Genomic DNA, 18,023 nt, shown 5'->3' on the forward strand with positions numbered 1-18,023 from the left:
GCCATGCCAGATACCGCCACGTCCTCGCGCACTTCCGGCTGCCCCGTCGCGCACGGCCCGCTGTCGTCCGAGCGAACGCCCACCGGCTGCCCGGTGAGCCAGCGCGCCGCCGGCTTCGACCCCTTCGAGGACGGCTACCAGCAGGATCCGCCCGAGTACGTGCGCTGGGCGCGCGAGCAGGAGCCCATCTTCTACAGCCCGAAGCTGGGCTACTGGGTGCTCACGCGCTACGAGGACATCAAGGCGGTGTTCCGCGACAACATCACCTTCAGCCCCTCCATCGCGCTGGAGAAGATCACGCCCACGGGCGAGGAAGCCAACGCGGTGCTGGCCTCCTACGGCTTCGCGCTCAACCGCACGCTGGTCAACGAGGACGAGCCCGCCCACATGCCGCGCCGCAGAGCGCTGATGGACCCCTTCACGCCCGAGGCGCTGAAGCACCACGAGCCCATGGTGCGCGAGCTGGCGCGCGAGTACGTCGACCGCTTCATCGACGACGGCCGCGCCGACCTCGTCGACCAGATGCTGTGGGAGATCCCGCTCACCGTGGCGCTGCACTTCCTCGGCGTGCCCGAGGAAGACATGGACACGCTGCGCAAGTACTCCATCGCGCACACCGTCAACACCTGGGGCCGCCCGAAGCCCGAGGAGCAGGTGGCGGTGGCGCATGCGGTGGGCAATTTCTGGCAGTACGCCGGCAAGGTGCTGGCCAAGATGCGCCAGGACCCCGACGCGCCCGGCTGGATGCAGTACGGCATCCGCAAGCAGATGCTGCACCCCGAGGTGGTGACCGACTCGTACCTGCACTCGATGATGATGGCCGGCATCGTCGCCGCGCACGAGACCACGGCCAACGCCACCGCCAACGCGGTGAAGCTGCTGCTGCAGCACCCGCAGGTGTGGCGCGAGCTGTGCGAGGACCCGGGGCTCATCCCCAACGCGGTGGAGGAGTGCCTGCGCCACAACGGCTCGGTGGCCGCATGGCGCCGCATGGTCACCAAAGACACGCAGGTCGGCGGCGTCGACCTGCCGGCGGGCTCGCGCCTGCTCATCGTCACCTCGTCGGCCAACCACGACGAGGGGCATTTCTCGGATGCCGACCTGTTCGACATCCGCCGCGACAACGCCAGCGACCATCTCACCTTCGGCTACGGCTCGCACCAGTGCATGGGCAAGAACCTGGCGCGCATGGAGATGCAGATATTCCTGGAGGAGTTCACGCGCCGGCTGCCGCACATGCGGCTTTCCGAGCAGCGCTTCACCTACGTGCCGAACACCTCGTTCCGCGGTCCCGAGCACCTGTGGGTGGAATGGGACCCGGCCGCCAACCCCGAGCGCGCGAACCCTGGCCTGCGCGACGTGCGCGTGCCGGTGCGCATCGGCGAGCCCTCGGCGCATGCGATCGCGCGGCCCGTGGTGGTGCAGGGCGTGACGCCGGTGGCCGAGGGCGTCGTCAGGCTGCGCCTGGTGTCGCCCGATGGCAAGCCGCTGCCGCGCTGGACGGCCGGCTCGCACATCGACGTCGAATGCGGCACGCCCGAACTCTCGCGCCAGTATTCGCTGTGCGGCGACCCCGACGACGCGGGCGCCTTCGAAATCGCCGTGCTGCACGAGCCCGAGGGCCGCGGCGGCTCCGCCTGGGTGCATGCGAACGTGAAGGCCGGCGACCGGCTGCGTATCCGCGGCCCGCGCAACCACTTCAGGCTCGACGAATCGCTGGAGAAGGCGATCTTCATCGCCGGCGGCATCGGCATCACGCCGGTGAGTGCGATGGCGCGGCGCGCCAAGGCGCTGGGCATGGACTACGAGCTGCACTACAGCGGCCGCAGCCGCCGCAGCATGGCCTTCGTCGATGAGCTGGCTGCGCTGCATGGCGAGCGGCTGCACCTGCACGTTGCCGACGAAGGCCGGCGCAACGATTTGCAGGCGCTGCTCACGCAGCCGGTGCCCGGCGCGCAGGTCTACGCCTGCGGCCCGCTGCGCATGCTGCAGGCGCTGGAGGCGTGCTGCGCCGCATGGCCCGAGGGCGCGCTGCGCGTGGAGCATTTCGAATCCACGCTGGCCACGCTCGATCCGTCGAAGGAACAGGCCTTCGAGGTCGAGCTGAAGGATTCGGGCCTCGTCCTCACCGTGCCGCCCGACCAGACCCTGCTGACCGCGCTGCGCGCCGCCAACGTCGACGTGCAGAGCGATTGCGAGGAGGGGCTGTGCGGCTCCTGCGAGGTGCGCGTGCTCTCCGGCAAGGTCGATCACCGCGACGTGGTGCTCACGCGGGTGGAGCGCGACGCCAACACGAAGATGATGGCCTGCTGCTCGCGCGCCTGCGAGGGGCGGCTGGTGCTCGAACTCTGAGGGCTCAGCCGGCGAGCGGCATCCGCAGCGCCACACGGGTCTCGCCGGGGCGCGACTGCAGGTGCAGCTCGGCGCCAAGGCGGCGGGCCCGCGTGCGCAGGCTGCGCAGCCCCGCGCCGGCCGTCCGGTCATCGACCGCAAAGCCGCGCCCGTCGTCGCGCACGCTGAGCTGGAGTTCGGCGCCCGCGCGCGCCACCGTCACGTCCACGCGGCGGCTCGCGCTGTGCTTGAGCACGTTGGTCAGCGCCTCTTGCAGGAAGCGCATCAGGTCCAGGCTCTGCGAGGGCGGCAATTCCAGCGTTTCGATGCCCGACACCTGCCAGCGGCAGTCGATGCCGTTGGCGTCGAGCAGCTCCGTGCTGCGGTGGCGCATCGGCACCAGCAGCTCGCCGAGCGCGCGGGCCCCGTCGTCGCGGCCGGTGGCGTCGATGATCAGCCGCAGGTCGTCGCGCAGGCGCTTGAGCATGGCGAGCAGCTCCGGCGCGCTGAGGTTCTCGGGCTTGCGCTCCAGCGTCGCGATGCTGCCCACCAGCATGCCGCCGAGCCCGTCGTGCAGGTCGCTCACCAGGTTCACGCGCTCGCCGATGCGTGCGTGCGCCAGCTCCAGCGCGTGCTGCTGGGCCAGCGTGGCGGCGAGCTCGGCCTTGGCTGCGTTCACCTCCTCGATCAGCTCGGTGTTGAAGTTCTCGATGCGACGCAGGCTCTGCGCGAAGCGCGCGGCCTGCGTCAGCGCCATGCCCAGCAGCAGCACGTACGACGACATGTTGGTGTAGTAGACGTTGCTGTCGATCACCTGCGTGAACACCAGCAGGTCGTGCGCGCCCGTCACGGCCGAGATCGCCATGAAGGGCGCGATGGAGCGCACCGGGCTGCCGCGATGGCGCCAGCCGTACACCAGGGCGCAGCTGTTCACCACGATGACCGTGAGGCCGCCCACCAGCGTCCAGATGGCCCTGTGCGCCGCCAGCGACGGCTCGGGCGCCAGCCACAGGTCGAGCACGCCGGCCAGCGCCACCAGCGCGGCCGCGCCTTCGAGCCGGGGCAGGCGGCGCCCGCAGTAGCGCAGCACGAACAACAGATAGGAGACGCTGAACACCAGCAGCAGCGAGGTGTTGAGCGCCTGCCAGTGATGGTTGGAGCCGAAAGGCCAGGGGCTGGTCGCGATCTGGTTGTAGGCGAAGAGCAGCCACAGCACCGACATCGCCGCGAACCAGCCATAGGCCGTCTCGCGCCGGCGCAGCCACCACCATGCGGCGAAGAAGGCCGAGACCGCCGCGCTGACCGCGAGGCCCAGTACCTGCAGGTCGTGCCGCACCAGCCGTTCGCGCTCGAAGCGCGACTGCATCGCAGCCGGTTCGCCGATCTCGACCGGCCCCAGCCCCGCCTGGTAGGGCGCCAGCCCCGAGACGCGCACCAGCAGGGTGTTGGTGCCTGGCTTCAGCAGCGGCGGCGCCAGCAGCCAGTAGCGCGGCGTGTTCCAGGCGCGCGTGAGCGGCTCGACCAGGCTTTGGTCGCGCGAGATCGTCGTGCCGTTGAGCGAGACCTCGCCGGCCATGTTCAGGTAGTGCAGCAGCAGGCCGGCTTCACGCGCCTGCTCGGGCTGCTCCCACGTCAGGCGGTACCAGACGACGCCGTCGAAGCCGGGCCAGCGGTTGGCCCAGCTGTCGGGCAGGGCGACGGGCGTCCAGCCTTCGGCGGGCGGGGCGGTGTCGTTCCAGCCGGTGCCGCGCACGGCCTCCACGCGCAGCGCGGGAGCGGCGGTTTCTCCGGCAGCGAAGGCCGGGCAGGCCGCGAGAAGAAGCAGGACGAACGCGCCGCTCAGCGCAGCAAGCCATGCCGTCGCGCTTCGAAGACGGCCTCGGTGCGCGAACTGACGGCCAGCTTGCGGTAGATGTTCTTGGTGTGGCATTCCACGGTCAGTCTGGAGATCGAGAGCGATTCGGCCATGTCGCGGTTGCTCAGGCCCTGCGAGACGAGCTCGAGTATCTTGAGCTCCCGGCGCGTGAGCGCCGCCGGTGCCTCTGCGCAGGCCTGCGCCTGCGCGGGCGCGTCGGCCGGTGGCTGGTGCGATGCGAGCCAGGCGAGGATGTGGCGCGCGATGCTCGGGTCGATGGGCGCGCCGCCCTGTTCGATGCTGCGCAGCGCGATGCCCAGCTCGACGTCGTCGCGCTCCTTCAGCAGGTAGCCGATGGCGCCCGCGCGCAGGGCCGCGAAGATGATCTCCTCGGTGCGCCAGGCCGAGATCACCACCGCCGGTACGCCCGGGTGGTGCGCCTGCAGCCAGCCGATGAGCTCCACCCCGCTGCCGTCGGGCAGGCCGATGTCCACCAGCACCACGCCGTAGCCTCGTTCGCCCAGCAGCTGCCGGGCGCCTGCGACGCTGTCGGTCACCGAGATGCGGCTCTCGTCGCAGCCGAGGGAAGACAGCACATGGCGCAGGCGCTCCTGCGTGGCCGGATCGTCCTCGACGATCAGCGTGGGGCTCAGCGAGACGGGTTCGGCGGCTTCAGCGGGAAGAGAGGACATGCGGCGGAATCTTCGGCCGGCCTGGCGCGGCGGGTGGAACGTATCTGCCTATTTTCCCGTTTGCTGCCGACTACTGCCGAGCCGGCCTGCACATGATCAGGTACGCCGAGTTCGTGACCGGCTCCAGGTGCTCGGCCTCGCCGCGGAAGCCCAGCCGCTCGTAGAAGGCCACGCTGCGCGGCGTGAAGGTTTCCAGGAAGCAGGGCACACCCGCCGCGTCGGCCTCGGCCAGGGTCGGCGCCAGCAGTTGCGCGCCCAGCCCGCGTCCCTGCGCCGAGGGCGAGATGCCGAGGATCGACAGGTACCAGGCATGCGCCGGCACCACGGCCGGCGAGCGCGCGGCCATGAAATCGACGATGCGGCGGTAGTTGCCGTGGCCGCGCGGGCCCAGCGTGGCGGCGAGGTATTCGCCCTTTGCCGCCGACTCGGCCGCGTCGAGCGCATCGGCGCGCGGCAGCAGCCAGGCCGCCGCGCCGAGCCGGGCATCTTCGGCGGCGAGGTAGCGGCCGGTGCGCGCGGCCTCGCCCAGCGAATAGGCGAAGTAGTCGGCGAGCACCGCCTTGCGCGCCGGCATGTCGTCCTCGAAATCGACGGAGATCGCCAGGTAGAACGGATCGACGATCAGGGCGTCGGCCAGCGCGGGCGCTGGCGGGAAGTCGGGCTGCATGCGGAATCGGCTCGGTTCGGGAATGACCCGGGCGATTCTAGGGAGCCCGGTCGGGCCCGGCCTCAGTCCAGCGTGATGCCCCCGCTCAGGTTGAGCACCGCGCCGGTCATCGCGCCGGCGCCTTCCGAGGCCGCGAACAGCGCGGTGGCGGCCATCTGGTCGAGCGAGGGCAGCCGCTCCACCAGCAGCCCGGGCGGCTTGGCCGCGAGCATCTGCTCGACCGTGAGCCCCATGCTTTCCGCCGCCGGGCGGAACACCTCGCGGGCGTGCGAGCCGGCGGTCACCGCCTCGGGAATGGCATGCGAGCGGATGCACACGGTACGGATGTTGAAGGCCGCCATCTCGCCCGCCATGTGGCGCGACAGCGCCTCCACGCCCGCGCAGGCCACCGCATGGCCCAGGTAGCCCGGCCCCGGCATGCGCGAGGCCGGCGTCGACACCGACAGGATCACGCCGCCGCCGCGCTTGGCCATGTGCGGCGCCACGGCCTTCGCCGTGAGGAAGCAGCTCCGGGTGTAGGCCTGCACGGGCAGGAAGAAGTCTTCCAGCGGCAGCTCCGCCAGCGGCGTGCCCTGCACGTGGACGATGCCGATGGCATTGAGCGCGATGTCGATGCCGCCGGCGCGCCCGGCCACTTCGGCGGCGTGGCGGACCATGGCCTGTTCGTCGAGCGCGTCGACCACGGCAGCCTCGGCATGCCCGCCGCCGGCCTCGATGGAGCGCACCGCCGCGTCGAGCCTGGCGCGGTCGCGCCCCGTGATGAACACCCTGGCGCCTTCACGCGCGAAGGCGCGGGCCACCGCCGCACCGATGGCTCCGCTGCCACCATGAACCACCACGCATTTGTCCTTGAATGTCTGCGACATCGTCTTTTCCTTGGTTTGCCGCCCGCGAAATGCGTGCGTTCCAGCCAAGGACGGGCGGCGGGGGCCCGATCCGACAACGCCGGCAGTTTTTTTTACTTCAGACCTGCGGAATGCGCGCAGCAATCACACCTGGGTCGTACCAGGTGATCGGCCTGATCTCGAACACGCCGCCCTCGAAGGCCAGCCGGTGCGCTGCGTGGGTGGCTTCCTCGACCGACTCGCACTCCACGATGTAGATGCCCATGAGCTGCTCCTTCGTCTCGGCGAAGGGCCCGTCGGTGACCAGCGGATGCATGTCGCCCGCGCGGCGCACCGTGGTCGCCACATTGGGCATCAGCCGCAGCACGGTGCCGAGCCGGCCCTGGCCTTGGAGGTCCTCGCGCAGGTCGGTGTGGCGTTCGAGCATTTCCTCTTCGACACCGGGCTCCCAGGCGGCCACCGCGGATTCGGAGCCGTAGATGAGGATGGAATAAAGCATGGTCTTCCTTTTCTTTTCCGTGTTTCGTGGGTGGCGGGCGGGGTGGAATCGGGTCAGCCGGGCCTGCCCAGGCGGTCGAGCATCGCCCGGATGTGCGCGGCCTCCGCGGCGGTACGGGCCATGCCCAGGGCGCGAGCGAAGGCGGCGCGGGCCTCGTCGGGGCGCTGCAACTCCATCAGCAGTGCGCCCCGCAGGCCGTGGAAGTGGAAGTAGCCGTCCAGCGCGCCGGCCAGCGGCTCGGTCAGCGCCAGCGCGACCTGCGGCCCGTGCAGCTTGTGCACTGCCACCGCGCGGTTCAGCGTGACGACGGGAGAGGGCTGCAGTGTTTCGAGCGCTGCGTAGAGGCGGTCGATCTCGGCCCAGTCGGTGTCCCGGGCGCGCGGCGCCTGCGCGTGGGTGGCGGCGATGGCGGCCTGCAACTGGTAGGGGCCGGGCCTGCGCTGCCGCAGTGCGCCTTCGACCAGCGCCAGCCCTTCGTCGATGAGCGCGCGGTTCCAGCGTGCGCGGTCCTGGTCCTCGAGCAGTACGACCATGCCGCCCGCATCGAGACGCGCATCGGCGCGCGCGTGCTGCAGCAGGAGCAGGGCGAGCAGGCCCATCAGCTCGGGCTCGCCGGGGAACAGGCCGAGCAGCAGCCGCGCAAGGCGTATCGCTTCCTCGCACAGTGCGGCGCGCACATGCTCCTCGCCGCCGCTGGCCGAATAGCCTTCGTTGAAGAGCAGGTAGACGGTGGTGCACACGGCCGCCAGCCGCTCGTCGCGCTCGCGCCGGCCCGGCGTGTCGAAGGGAATGCCGGCCGAGGCCACGCGCTTCTTGGCGCGGGTGATGCGCTGCTCCATCGCGGCCTCGCCGACCAGGAAGGCGCGAGCGATCTCGCGCACCGACAGGCCCGAGACGACGCGCAGCGCCAGTGCGATCTGCTGCGTCAGCGGCAGCTCGGGGTGGCAGCAGACGAAGAGCAGGCGCAGCACGTCGTCGCGGTAGTGCGCCTGGTCGAGCTGTTCGACGAGGGCGGCCTCGGTGTCGTCCAGGTCTGAAACGAGCGAGTCGTCCTCCGGCAGCGGCTCGTGCTGGCCGCGCCGGCGCACTTCGTCGAGCGCCGCGTTGCGCCCGACGAAGATCAGCCAGGCCAGCGGGTCGCGCGGCGGGCCGCTTTCGGGCCAATGGCGCAGGGCGCGCAGGCTGGCTTCCTGGAAGGCTTCCTCGGCCATGTCGAGCTCGCGGAAGTAGCGCAGCAGCGCGGCCACCGCGCGCGGGCGCGAGGCGGTCAGCGTGGTGGCGATCCAGGCGGTGTCGGCGTCGGTCATGCGGTCGCTTGTTTGTCCTTCGTTCCTGCTCACCCAAGGACGCGCCAGTATGCGTCGCGCCGACACGCTCGGCAAAATCGGACGCACTTTCCTCGATGAACAAGAAATGGAGCAATGCGAATGACGCTGGCAATGAGCTGGAGCGAATGGGCCGACCACGACGGAGTCGGCCTGGCCGAACGGGTCCGCAAGGGTGACGTGACGGCGGCGGAGCTGGCCGCGCAGGCGGCCGCCGGCATCGCGAGGCTCGATCCGCGGCTCGACGCGGTCGTCGAAGTCTTCGACGACGTGGTGGCCGATCCGCTGAAGGACGGCATGAACCCCGAGGGCGTCTTCGCGGGCCTGCCCTATCTGATGAAGGACCTGGGCCCCACGTTGAAGGGCCGCCTGCAGGAGTTCGGCTCGATGATGATGCAGGGCCACCGCCCGGCGGCCGACAGCTTCCTCACGCAGCAGCTGCGCAAGGCGGGCCTCAACATCATGGGCCGCAGCACCACGCCGGAGTTCGGCGTGTGCAGCTCGGCGGAGAACGCCTTCCACGTCACGCGCAACCCCTGGGACCTCGAATACACCACCTGCGGCTCGTCGGCCGGCACGGCGGCGATCGTGGCCGCAGGCGTGCTGCCGCTGTCGCACGCCACCGACGGCGGCGGCTCCATCCGCATTCCGGCGGGCGTGAACGGCAACATCGGCCTGAAGGTGTCGCGCGGCGTGTTCTCGCTGGCGCCGGGGCTGTCGGATCTTTCGGGGCTGGTGTCGATCCAGGGCTGCCACAGCCGCACCGTGCGCGACACGGCCGCCTTCGTCGATCATTGCCGTGGCGGCGCGCCCGGCGAGTTCATGCCCTTCTGGTCACCGGCCGAGCCGTACAGCGAGCTCATCCAGCGCGATCCGGGGCGGCTGCGCATCGCGCTGTCGCACGAGTGGGGCGATTTCAGGGCCACGCCGCATTTCGTGGCCGAGCTGGAGCGGGTGGGCAAGTTCCTCGAGGGGCTGGGCCATCACGTCGAATGGGTGCTGCCCGAGATCGACTTCAAGGCCGCCTTCGACGCCCAGACCACCTGCTACATCAGCAACTTCGCGCAGGTCATCGACGGCCACCTGCGCCGGCTGGGCCTGGAGCGTCCGCCGGCCGAGCTGCTGGAGCCGATCAACATCAAGATCTGGGAAGCAGGGCTGCACACCTCTTACACCGAGCGCGCGAAGATGCAGGCGGTGTTCAACACCACCTCGCGCGCCTTCGGCGAATTCTTCCAGCGCTGGGACATCATCCTCACGCCCATCACCGCGCTGCCCACGCCCAAGGTGGGCACCAGCGAGTACCTGACGACCAGCACGAACCCGTCGGTATACGACTGGTTCGCCAACCTCTGGCAGAACTTCGCGTACACACCGCTGGCCAACCTGTGCGGCATGCCGGGCATCTCGCTGCCGATGGCGGCGCAGGAAAACGGCCTGCCGCTGGGCATCCAGGCGCAGGCGGCTCAGGCCAACGACGGGCTGCTGCTGCAGCTGGCCGCGCAGATCGAGCGGGCGCTGGGCGGCAAGTGGAATGCGGGGCGCCGGCCGGGAGTGCACGTCACGCAGGCGTGACGGGGCCGCCGGCTGGCGGCTCAGAGCAGGTTGCGCAGCGCGGCCTCGATGGCGGCCGCGGTGGCCAGCGGCTTTTCCATCGGGAAGAGGTGCGTGCCGTCCAGCATGGCGATGCGGCCGCGGGTGACCTTCTGCGTCATCGCCATGCCCACGCGCTTCATCTCGGCCGACTGGCGCCCGCCGATGAAGGCCGCCTTGCACTTGAGCGGGTGCGCGCGCAGCAGCGCGCCCAGGTTGTGGGGCAGGGTGTTGTAGATGGCGGTCTCGACGTCGCGGTCGAAGCTCAGCGCGCGTGCGTCATCCGCGTCGAAGGTGCCGTGGTCGATGTAGTCGTGCAGCACCTGCTCGTCCCACTTCGCGAAGGCCTTCTTGCTGCGGAAGTGCTCGAACACCGCCCCGCGGTGCTCCCAGCTGTTCTTGCGCTTGCGGCTGATGGCGCCGGGCGACACGCTCTTCATGAGCGGCGTGCGCTTGACCACGTTGAGCGTGTTCGCGCGCCAGCCGCCGAGGATGGGCGAGTCGATCAGCAGCACGCCGCACGCCAGCTCGGGGTGCTGGGCGGCGCACATCAGGCTCAGGAAGCCGCCGAGCGAATGGCCGATCAGGAACACCGGGCCGCCCGCGCGGTCGGCGCGCGCCTTGGCGAAGTCGGCCAGCTGCTGCACCAGGTGCGGCCAGTTGTCGGTGACGGGGTACTTCGGGTCGTGCCCGAATTTCTCGATGGCGTCGACCTCGAAGCCGCGGTTGCGCAGGCTGTCGAGGACGACGCGGTAGGTGCTCGCGGGAAAGCTGTTGCCGTGCGAGAAGACGACGGGGGGCATCACGGCCGTCGCCGGGCCGCCCCAAGGCGGCCGAGCCTCCCCCTCGGGGGGGGGAGAAGCACACGAAGTGGCAAGCCGGGGGGCATCATTTCAGATGAGCTTTTCGTCGGGGGTCGAGATCTTGCGCAGCGGGCTGTGGCGCGTCGCGGGCATCTTCAGCGGGTGCTCGGTATGGCTGTCGTCCCACACCGGGTCCTCGATGCTGTCGAACACCTCGCGCAGCTTCTGGCCCCAGCTGTTGTGCACCATGCGGTAGTAGGGGTTGTCGGCGTCGATGCAGATCACGCGGTCGGTCTCGAGCTTGTTGGCCTCGTAGACCACCATGTCCAGCGGCAGGCCGACCGACAGGTTCGACTTCATGGTCGAGTCCATCGACACCAGCGCGCACTTGGCGGCCTCGTCCAGCGGCGTCTCGGGCGTGAGCACGCGGTCGAGCACGGGCTTGCCGTATTTCGACTCGCCGACCTGGAAGTAGGGCGTCTCGGTGGTGGCCTCGATGAAGTTGCCGGCCGCGTAGACCAGGAAGAGGCGCATGCCCTCGCCCTTGACCTGCCCGCCGAAGATGAAGGACACGTTGAAGTCGAGCCCCGCGTGCTTCAGCGCCTCGGCGTCGCGGTCGTACACATGGCGCACCGCCGAGCCCAGCACGCGTGCGGCATCGAACATGCTCCTGGCGTTCCAGATGGTGATGGGGGCGCCCTGGCTGCCGTCCTCGCGGGTTTCGCGCAGTTCCTCGATCTGGAGGATCTCGCGCACCGACTGCGAGATGCTCAGGTTGCCCGACGACAGCAGGACCATGACGCGGTCGCCCGGCTGCTCGTAGACGATCATCTTGCGGAATGTGCTGATGTGGTCCACGCCCGCGTTGGTGCGGGAGTCGGAGAGAAACACCAGGCCGGCGTTGAGTTTGATGCCTACGCAGTAAGTCATGGGTTCAGGTTCATCTGGCATGAACTGTGCCGGGTCATGCGGCGCCGAGTTCACGTTTGTTCAGTTTCTGAAGGGCATACAAGGCATCGAGGGCCTCGCGCGGGCTCATCGTGTCGGGGTCGAGCGCGGCCAGCGCGGATTCTACGGCGCTGGCCATGGGTGTTTCGGCCACCGGAGGCGGCGCGAACAGGTCGACCTGTGCACGAGTTTGCGCATGCTGCGATTCAAGTGCCTCCAGCGCCTGCCGCGCGTGGTTGACCACCGCCGCGGGCATGCCCGCCAGCCGCGCCACCTGGATGCCGTAGCTCTTGCTGGCCGGGCCGGGCTGCATTTCGTGCAGGAACACGATGTCGCGGCCTGCCTCGGTGGCGCTCACGTGCATGTTCACCGCGCCGTGGTGCGTGGCCGGGAACTCGGTCAGCTCGAAATAGTGCGTGGCGAACAGCGTGAAGGCCTTGCTGCGGTCGTGCAGCTGGGCCGCGATGCCGGCGGCCAGCGCCAGCCCGTCGAAAGTGCTGGTGCCGCGGCCGATCTCGTCCATGAGCACCAGCGACTGGGCGGTGGCGCTGTGCAATATCTGCGCGGCCTCGGTCATCTCCAGCATGAAGGTCGACTGCGCGTTTGCCAGGTCGTCCGCCGCGCCGATGCGGGTGTGGATGGCGTCGATGGGCCCGAGCCGGCAGGCGGCCGCCGGCACGTGCGAGCCGATGGAGGCCAGCAGCACGATGATCGCCACCTGCCGCATGTACGTCGACTTGCCGCCCATGTTGGGGCCGGTGATGACCTGCATGCGCTGCTGCGGCCCCAGTTGCGTGTCGTTGGCGATGAAGCCGCCCGACGACTTCTCGGCCAGCCGTGCTTCCACCACCGGGTGGCGGCCCTGCTGGATCTCGATGCACGGGTGCGACACGAAGCTGGGCGCGCGCCAGTGCAGCGTGTGCGAGCGCTCGGCCAGCGCGCACAGCGCGTCGAGCGTGGCGAGGCCGCCCGCCAGCTGCGTGAGCGCGGGCACCGAGGGCTGCAGCGCGTCGAGCAGTTGCTCGTAGAGCCACTTCTCGCGGGCCAGCGCGCGGTCCTGCGCGCTCAGGGCCTTGTCCTCGAAGGCCTTCAGCTCGGGCGTGATGAAGCGCTCGGCGTTCTTCAGCGTCTGGCGGCGGCGGTAGTTGTCGGGCACCTTGGAGAGCGCGCTCTGTGTCACCTCGATGTAGAAGCCGTGCACGCGGTTGAACTGCACCCGCAGGTTGCCGATGCCGGTGCGCTCGCGCTCGCTGATCTCGAGCTTGAGCAGGAAGTCGTCGCAGTTCTCGCTGATGGCGCGCAGCTCGTCGAGCTCGGCGTCGTGGCCAGTGGCGATCACGCCGCCGTCGCGCACCAGCGCGGATGGGTCGGGCTTGATGGCGCTGGTCAGCAAGGCGGCGCAGCCCGGCGGCGGGGCGAGCCGTTCGGCGATCTGGCCGAGCAGGGCGGACGCCGCGGGCAGCATCGGTGCGAGCTGCTCCGCCTTCGCGAGCGCCAGCTGCAGCGCCAGCAGTTCGCGCGGGCGCACCTGGCGCAGCGCGATGCGCGCGGCGATGCGTTCCACGTCGCTGGTGTTCTTGAGCTGCTCGCGCAGCGTGCGCCAGGGGGCGGCCGTGGCACCGGGGGCCGTGGCCTGCAGCGCGCCGATGGCTTCGAGGCGGCCTTGCGCCTCGGAGCGGTCGCGCCGGGGCGAAAGCAGCCAGCGCTTGAGCAGGCGGCTGCCCATGCCGGTCATGCAGGTGTCGAGCAGCGAGAACATGGTGGGCGAATCTTCGCCGCGCAGTGTCTGCACCAGTTCGAGGTTGCGCCGCGTGGTGGGCGGCAGCTCGATCAGGTCGCCGTCGCGCTCCACCGACAGGCGCTGCACGTGCGAGAGCGCGCGGCCCTGCGTGTGCTCGGCGTAGCCCAGCAGCGCGGCCGCCGCGGCGTGCGCGTTGGCGAGCGATTCGGCGTTCCAGGCCGCGAGGCTGTTGCTGCCCATCTGCTCGGCCAGCTTGCGCTCGCCGAGGCCGCCGTCGAACTGCCACGCCGGGCGCAGCGAAAGCGTGAAGGGCGTGGCGGCGCGCGCGGCCTTCAGGCGCTGCTCGAAGGCGGGCGTGACTTCGGCGCTGTAGAGCAGCTCGCTGGGGCCGATGCGCGCGATCCAGGCTTCGAGCGCGTCGGCCGGGCACTCGGCCAGCCGCAGCTCGGCGCCGGTCACGCTGAGCCAGGCCAGGCCGCAGAAGTTGCGCGCGCCCGCATGCACGGCCAGGAGCAGCGAGTCGGCCTTGTCGTTGAGAAGCTCGGAGTCGGTCAGCGTGCCGGGCGTGACCACGCGCACCACCTTGCGCTCGACCGGCCCCTTGGCGGCGCCCACTTCGCCCACCTGCTCGCAGATGGCGACCGATTCGCCCAGCTTGATGAGGCGGGCCAGGTAGGTGTCGACCGAGTGGAAGGGCACGCCGCACATCACCACCGGCTGGCCGGCGGACTGGCCGCGCTGGGTGAGCGTGATGTCGAGCAGGCGCGCGGCCTTCTCGGCGTCGGCCCAGAAGAGTTCGTAGAAATCGCCCATCCGGTAGAACAGCAGGGTGTCCGGATGGTCGGCTTTCAGGCCCAGGTACTGGGCCATCATCGGCGTGTGCCCAGAGAGGTCTGTCTTGGTCATTTCAATCAGTTGCTTGCGATCCATGCCGCCGGCGCGCGGGGCATGGGGGGCAGGTGGGGGACGTTCCTAGGCATTTTCCGCGCGGCGCTCCGTTCAGCCGGCCCGGTGGCCGCCCTCGAGCGGCCACTGCCTGGTCTTGAGCATGAACAGCTCGAAGAGGCCCGGCGCCATCGAGCGGTCGCCGGCCTCCCACTGCTGCCATCCGCGCAGCGAGGCCTGGACCGTCTGCGCGGCCTCGGTCTGCGTGAGGCCCGCGGCAATGCGGGCGTCGCGGACGGCGGCGGGCGAGGGGCTGGAGTGCTTGTTCGGGGAGGGCATGGGAGGCATGGCGCATGACGCCTGCGCGCACGGGTGAAAGTGCCGCGGGCATTCTACGTTCAATGCGCGTATTGCCGGCCTGCGCGCGGCGCCGGGTTCGCCGCCGGCCTGAAGCGGAATTCGTCGCGCGGTGATCCGTCGCGCCCGGCCTTGCGTACCACGGGTCCAACCACTGCCGACGTCCCGCCATGCCCCGAGCCTCCAGCGCATCCGCCGCCATCCACTGGGTCGAACAGGGTCTGGTGCCCGACGGCGCCGTCCGCATCGGCGTGCGGCGGCTGCTGCGACAGCGCCTGGCCGAACTGGACAGCGGCAACCCCGAGGCCGTCGCGCGGCACTCGCAGGCATTCTTCGACGAACTGCGAAACGCCCCGCTGGCCCTGCTGCCCGAGAAGGCCAACGAGCAGCACTACGAACTGCCCGCCGACTTCTTCGCCGCCGTGCTGGGGCCTCACCGCAAGTACAGCTGCTGCTGGTGGCCCGAAGGGGTCGACACGCTGGAGCAGGCCGAGGCGGCCGCGCTGGCCGAGACCTGCGCGCGTGCGGGCCTTGCAGACGGGCAGCGCATCCTCGAACTAGGCTGCGGCTGGGGTTCGCTGAGCCTGTGGATGGCCGAGCGCTTTCCGGGCTCGCGCATCACGGCGGTGTCCAACTCGCATTCGCAACGGATGTTCATCACCGCCGAGGCCGCGGCCCGCGGCCTGGGCAACCTCGAGGTGATCACCTGCGACTTCAACGACTTCGAGACGGCCGCGCGCTTCGACCGCGTGGTGTCGGTGGAAATGTTCGAGCACCTGCGCAACTGGCCGCGCGCCTTCTCGAACGTCGCGCGCTGGCTGAATCCGCAGGGGCGCTTCTTCATGCACGTGTTCGTGCACCGCGAGGCGCCATATCCCTTCGAGGTGCGCGACGCGAGCGACTGGATGAGCCGCTACTTCTTCTCGGGCGGCATGATGCCCGGCGACGACCTCGCCCTGCGCTGCCAGGACGACCTGCGCCTGCTGAGCCAATGGCGCTGGAACGGTCGCCACTATGCGAAGACCTCTGCCGCCTGGCTGGCGCGCATGGACGCCCGGCGCGACGAGCTCATGCCGCTCTTGGTTTCCGTCTACGGCGAGAGCGAGGCGCCCATCTGGTGGACGCGCTGGCGCCTTTTCTTCATCTCGGTGGAAGAGTTGTTCGGCTACGCCGAAGGCGGCCAGTGGTGGGTCGCCCACTACCTGTTCGAGAAGCGCTGATGCCGGCGCGCGCCCTGGCTCTCGCCCTGGCGATGGCCGCCTGCATGGCCTTCACGGCCTCGGCGCAGGAAGGCGCGATCGAGGAGGGCGAGTGGAACTTCACCGCCACGCTCGACGGCAAGCCCATCGGCACGCATCGCTTCGTGGTCGGCGGCAGCGCGGCGGCGCGCAGCGTCGACAGCCGCGCCGACTTCGTCGTGCGCATGCTCGGCGTGCCCGTCTACCGCTATCGCCATCACGCCGGGGAGCGCTGGGCCGGCGACTGCCTGCGCGAACTGCGCGCCGACACCGACGACGACGGCACGCGGCAGCAGGTCGCGCGCCGCTTCGAGGACGACTGCGTGATGACTTTCGCCTACTGGAACCCCCGCCTGCCGAAGCAGCAGCGCCTGGTCGATCCGCAGACCGGCAAGCTGGAGCCGGTGCGCTTCGAGCCGCTGCCCGACACCAACATCGAGGTCCGCGGCCAGCCCGTGCGGGCGCGGGGCTGGCGCCTGCAGGCCGCGCAGCAGCGCATCCGCATCTGGTATGCCGCCGACAGCGGGCGCTGGATCGGGCTGGACGCCCAGACCAAGGGCGACCGGCAGCTGAGTTACCGATTGACTTCTCCTACTGGCGCACCATGAAACCTTCCGCCCGCACCTTGTCCATCGCCTACCTGTGGGCGCTCGTGAGTTTTCTCGTGCTGGACGCCGTATGGCTGTCGCTCATGGGCCCGCGCCTGTACAAGCCGGCGCTCGGCGACCTGATGGCGTCCGACGTCGACTGGCTCGCGGCGGTGCTCTTCTATGCCATCTACCTGGCGGGCCTGCTGGTCTTCGCCATCTCGCCGGCGCTGGCCGAAGGAACCGCGGGCGCGGCGCTGCGGCGGGGCGCCTTCTTCGGGCTGGTGGCCTACGCCACCTACGACCTCACCAACCAGGCGACGCTGCGCGACTGGCCCTGGGCCATCACCATCGCGGACCTGGTGTGGGGCAGCTTCGTGAGCGGCGTGGCGGCCTGGGTGTCTGCCCGCCTCACATCCCGACGAGCGAACCCAGCACGCGCGCGATAGCGCTTTCGAAGCGCAGCCGGCCGTCCAGGGAGGCGAGGCAGATGCATTCGCTGCCGTCCTGGACCACGGGCTGGTGGTGGATTTCTCCATCCGCCGCGTCGAAATCCCCGGGGCCGAACAGGGCCCGCCCGTCGTGGAAGCGGCCGTGCAGCACCTGGGTCAGCTCCAGCCCCTGGTGCGTGTGCTGCGGCAGGTACTTGCCGGCCGCGATGCGCAGCAGGAAGACGTTCGCATCCGGCGCCTCGGGCACGCTCACGCGGCTCCAGCGCATGCCGGGACCGATCCAGCGCCATGGCGTGGCGCTGCAGTGGGCGAGGGCGCGTGGCCAGCGCGCGCCGGGCGGCAGCGGCGGCGGCGCGCTCACCCGCACGGTCCCGGCAGGCGCGCTCTCGAGCGCGTCGATCGCTGCCCAGGTGCGCGCCAGCGCATCGTCGGCCATCGGCACGGGCTCCAGTTCGTCGAGCAGGATGCCGCCCAGGGCATCGAGCGTGCGCGCGCGCTCGCGGCACAGCGGGCACAGTTCGAGGTGGCTGGCCAGTACCAGCCGCGTTCCTGCCGGCAACTGGCCGGAGGCCCGGGCCAGCAGCAGGTCGTCGTCGGGGTGGTGTCGGATATCCATCATCAGCGTTCCAGCAGGCGGCGCAGCTGAGCGACCGCCAGGCGCACGCGCGACTTCACCGTGCCCAGCGGAATGCTCAGCTGGGCCGCGATGCGGGCATGCGGTTCGTCTTCGAAATAGGAAAGGTGCAGCACCTGCTGCTGCTCGGGCGGCAGCTGCCGAAAGGCGCTGCGCAGGCGTTCGTTCAGGCGCGAGGCGTGCAGTCCATCGTCGAGCGAGGCGCCGTCCGCCTGGAGCAGGTCGAAATCGAACTCTTCCTCGGCCGACTCCACGCCCTGGCGCCGCCGCAGCGCGTCCACGCGCAGGTTGCGCGCGATGGTGAAGATCCAGGTCGAGACGGCGGCCTGCGCCGGGTCGAACAGCGCGGCCTTGCGCCACACGCTCACCAGCGCTTCCTGGGCCAGTTCCTCGGCCTGCAGTTCCGGGCAGCCGATGTGCATCAGGTAGTGCTTGACGCGCGGCGCGAAGTGCGAGAAAAGCCGCGCGAACGCCTCCCTGTCCTGCCGTTCGGCCACGGCCGCCAGGGCCTGCGCCCAGAGGTCGTCGGAGCGGCGCGGCTGCTTGAAATCGGTCACAACAACAGTCAAGT

General features: G+C 70.2%; 17 protein-coding genes. 5 read left to right on the forward strand and 12 right to left on the reverse strand.

What is annotated here, in order from left to right:
* The first annotated feature begins 3 nt into the window (after positions 1-3).
* Positions 4-2,352: a cytochrome P450/oxidoreductase gene (locus EJP67_RS24060; protein WP_126024238.1), complete on the forward strand. Its 2,349-nt coding sequence runs from the start codon at positions 4-6 to the stop codon at positions 2,350-2,352.
* A 4-nt stretch (positions 2,353-2,356) separates the two neighbouring features.
* On the opposite strand, the gene EJP67_RS24065 is transcribed toward EJP67_RS24060, so the two are convergent.
* The 6 genes from EJP67_RS24065 to EJP67_RS24090 all read right to left on the reverse strand — a co-directional run bounded on the left by EJP67_RS24065 (position 2,357) and on the right by EJP67_RS24090 (position 8,196).
* Complete coding sequence (locus EJP67_RS24065) at positions 2,357-4,261, reverse strand: sensor histidine kinase (RefSeq protein ID WP_126024239.1); 1,905 nt, start codon at positions 4,259-4,261, stop codon at positions 2,357-2,359.
* Positions 4,171-4,878, reverse strand: a complete 708-nt coding sequence (locus tag EJP67_RS24070) for a response regulator transcription factor (RefSeq protein WP_126024240.1) — start codon at positions 4,876-4,878, stop codon at positions 4,171-4,173. Before EJP67_RS24070 ends, EJP67_RS24065 begins: the two co-directional genes overlap by 91 nt.
* Before the next feature lie 70 nt (positions 4,879-4,948).
* The gene (locus EJP67_RS24075) at positions 4,949-5,545 is read right to left on the reverse strand and encodes a GNAT family N-acetyltransferase (protein ID WP_126024241.1); all 597 of its coding nucleotides are present in this window, start codon (positions 5,543-5,545) and stop codon (positions 4,949-4,951) included.
* A gap of 62 nt (positions 5,546-5,607) precedes the next feature.
* Entirely contained in the window at positions 5,608-6,411 is an 804-nt protein-coding gene (locus EJP67_RS24080; RefSeq protein ID WP_126024242.1) for an SDR family NAD(P)-dependent oxidoreductase, read from the reverse strand.
* Between the two features lie 97 nt (positions 6,412-6,508).
* Entirely contained in the window at positions 6,509-6,889 is a 381-nt protein-coding gene (locus EJP67_RS24085; RefSeq protein ID WP_126024243.1) for a YciI family protein, read from the reverse strand.
* Positions 6,890-6,942: 53 nt separating this feature from the next.
* Positions 6,943-8,196 (reverse strand): RNA polymerase sigma factor, encoded by a 1,254-nt coding sequence (locus EJP67_RS24090; RefSeq protein ID WP_126024244.1) that lies wholly within the window; start codon positions 8,194-8,196, stop codon positions 6,943-6,945.
* Positions 8,197-8,316: 120 nt separating this feature from the next.
* Between EJP67_RS24090 and EJP67_RS24095 the strand changes: the two genes are divergently transcribed.
* The gene (locus EJP67_RS24095) at positions 8,317-9,789 is read left to right on the forward strand and encodes an amidase (RefSeq protein WP_126024245.1); all 1,473 of its coding nucleotides are present in this window, start codon (positions 8,317-8,319) and stop codon (positions 9,787-9,789) included.
* Positions 9,790-9,809: 20 nt separating this feature from the next.
* Here EJP67_RS24095 and EJP67_RS24100 read toward each other — a convergent pair whose 3' ends face one another.
* The 4 genes from EJP67_RS24100 to EJP67_RS24115 all read right to left on the reverse strand — a co-directional run bounded on the left by EJP67_RS24100 (position 9,810) and on the right by EJP67_RS24115 (position 14,523).
* Entirely contained in the window at positions 9,810-10,610 is an 801-nt protein-coding gene (locus EJP67_RS24100) for an alpha/beta fold hydrolase (RefSeq protein ID WP_126024246.1), read from the reverse strand.
* Between the two features lie 90 nt (positions 10,611-10,700).
* A complete protein-coding gene (locus tag EJP67_RS24105) occupies positions 10,701-11,540 on the reverse strand; it encodes a proteasome-type protease (protein WP_126024247.1) in 840 nt (279 codons plus the stop codon).
* A gap of 34 nt (positions 11,541-11,574) precedes the next feature.
* Positions 11,575-14,205: a DNA mismatch repair protein MutS gene (mutS, locus tag EJP67_RS24110; protein WP_206169546.1), complete on the reverse strand. Its 2,631-nt coding sequence runs from the start codon at positions 14,203-14,205 to the stop codon at positions 11,575-11,577.
* A gap of 93 nt (positions 14,206-14,298) precedes the next feature.
* A complete protein-coding gene (locus EJP67_RS24115) occupies positions 14,299-14,523 on the reverse strand; it encodes an XRE family transcriptional regulator (protein ID WP_126024249.1) in 225 nt (74 codons plus the stop codon).
* Positions 14,524-14,711: 188 nt separating this feature from the next.
* On the opposite strand from EJP67_RS24115, the gene EJP67_RS24120 reads away from it, so the two are divergent.
* Genes EJP67_RS24120 through EJP67_RS24130 form a run of 3 tightly spaced genes read left to right on the forward strand, consistent with a single transcriptional unit; the run spans position 14,712 to position 16,815 of the window.
* Entirely contained in the window at positions 14,712-15,761 is a 1,050-nt protein-coding gene (locus tag EJP67_RS24120; protein WP_126024250.1) for an SAM-dependent methyltransferase, read from the forward strand.
* Positions 15,761-16,387: a DUF6134 family protein gene (locus EJP67_RS24125; protein WP_126024251.1), complete on the forward strand. Its 627-nt coding sequence runs from the start codon at positions 15,761-15,763 to the stop codon at positions 16,385-16,387. Before EJP67_RS24120 ends, EJP67_RS24125 begins: the two co-directional genes overlap by 1 nt.
* The gene (locus tag EJP67_RS24130) at positions 16,384-16,815 is read left to right on the forward strand and encodes a DUF2177 family protein (protein WP_126024252.1); all 432 of its coding nucleotides are present in this window, start codon (positions 16,384-16,386) and stop codon (positions 16,813-16,815) included. Before EJP67_RS24125 ends, EJP67_RS24130 begins: the two co-directional genes overlap by 4 nt.
* Here the strand turns inward: EJP67_RS24130 and EJP67_RS24135 are convergent.
* Both EJP67_RS24135 and EJP67_RS24140 read right to left on the reverse strand, forming a co-directional pair.
* The gene (locus EJP67_RS24135) at positions 16,778-17,437 is read right to left on the reverse strand and encodes a ChrR family anti-sigma-E factor (RefSeq protein WP_240650760.1); all 660 of its coding nucleotides are present in this window, start codon (positions 17,435-17,437) and stop codon (positions 16,778-16,780) included. The two genes, EJP67_RS24130 and EJP67_RS24135, sit on opposite strands and share 38 nt — an antisense overlap.
* A complete protein-coding gene (locus EJP67_RS24140) occupies positions 17,437-18,009 on the reverse strand; it encodes a sigma-70 family RNA polymerase sigma factor (RefSeq protein ID WP_240650761.1) in 573 nt (190 codons plus the stop codon). The genes EJP67_RS24135 and EJP67_RS24140 overlap by 1 nt, the downstream gene beginning before the upstream one ends.
* Positions 18,010-18,023 lie beyond the last annotated feature (14 nt).

The organism is Variovorax guangxiensis (genome assembly GCF_003952165.1).
GTDB classification, from domain to species: Bacteria; Pseudomonadota; Gammaproteobacteria; order Burkholderiales; family Burkholderiaceae_C; genus Variovorax; species Variovorax guangxiensis.

Excerpts from the sequence above, each read along its gene's own strand:
- EJP67_RS24060 (WP_126024238.1), top strand. The coding sequence starts at position 4 with ATGCCAGATACCGCCACGTCCTCGCGCACTTCCGGCTGCCCCGTCGCG.
- EJP67_RS24065 (WP_126024239.1), bottom strand. The coding sequence starts at position 4,261 with ATGCCACACCAAGAACATCTACCGCAAGCTGGCCGTCAGTTCGCGCAC.
- EJP67_RS24070 (WP_126024240.1), bottom strand. The coding sequence starts at position 4,878 with ATGTCCTCTCTTCCCGCTGAAGCCGCCGAACCCGTCTCGCTGAGCCCC.
- EJP67_RS24075 (WP_126024241.1), bottom strand. The coding sequence starts at position 5,545 with ATGCAGCCCGACTTCCCGCCAGCGCCCGCGCTGGCCGACGCCCTGATC.
- EJP67_RS24080 (WP_126024242.1), bottom strand. The coding sequence starts at position 6,411 with ATGTCGCAGACATTCAAGGACAAATGCGTGGTGGTTCATGGTGGCAGC.
- EJP67_RS24085 (WP_126024243.1), bottom strand. The coding sequence starts at position 6,889 with ATGCTTTATTCCATCCTCATCTACGGCTCCGAATCCGCGGTGGCCGCC.
- EJP67_RS24090 (WP_126024244.1), bottom strand. The coding sequence starts at position 8,196 with ATGACCGACGCCGACACCGCCTGGATCGCCACCACGCTGACCGCCTCG.
- EJP67_RS24095 (WP_126024245.1), top strand. The coding sequence starts at position 8,317 with ATGACGCTGGCAATGAGCTGGAGCGAATGGGCCGACCACGACGGAGTC.
- EJP67_RS24100 (WP_126024246.1), bottom strand. The coding sequence starts at position 10,610 with ATGCCCCCCGTCGTCTTCTCGCACGGCAACAGCTTTCCCGCGAGCACC.
- EJP67_RS24105 (WP_126024247.1), bottom strand. The coding sequence starts at position 11,540 with ATGACTTACTGCGTAGGCATCAAACTCAACGCCGGCCTGGTGTTTCTC.
- mutS (WP_206169546.1), bottom strand. The coding sequence starts at position 14,205 with ATGACCAAGACAGACCTCTCTGGGCACACGCCGATGATGGCCCAGTAC.
- EJP67_RS24115 (WP_126024249.1), bottom strand. The coding sequence starts at position 14,523 with ATGCCCTCCCCGAACAAGCACTCCAGCCCCTCGCCCGCCGCCGTCCGC.
- EJP67_RS24120 (WP_126024250.1), top strand. The coding sequence starts at position 14,712 with ATGCCCCGAGCCTCCAGCGCATCCGCCGCCATCCACTGGGTCGAACAG.
- EJP67_RS24125 (WP_126024251.1), top strand. The coding sequence starts at position 15,761 with ATGCCGGCGCGCGCCCTGGCTCTCGCCCTGGCGATGGCCGCCTGCATG.
- EJP67_RS24130 (WP_126024252.1), top strand. The coding sequence starts at position 16,384 with ATGAAACCTTCCGCCCGCACCTTGTCCATCGCCTACCTGTGGGCGCTC.
- EJP67_RS24135 (WP_240650760.1), bottom strand. The coding sequence starts at position 17,437 with ATGATGGATATCCGACACCACCCCGACGACGACCTGCTGCTGGCCCGG.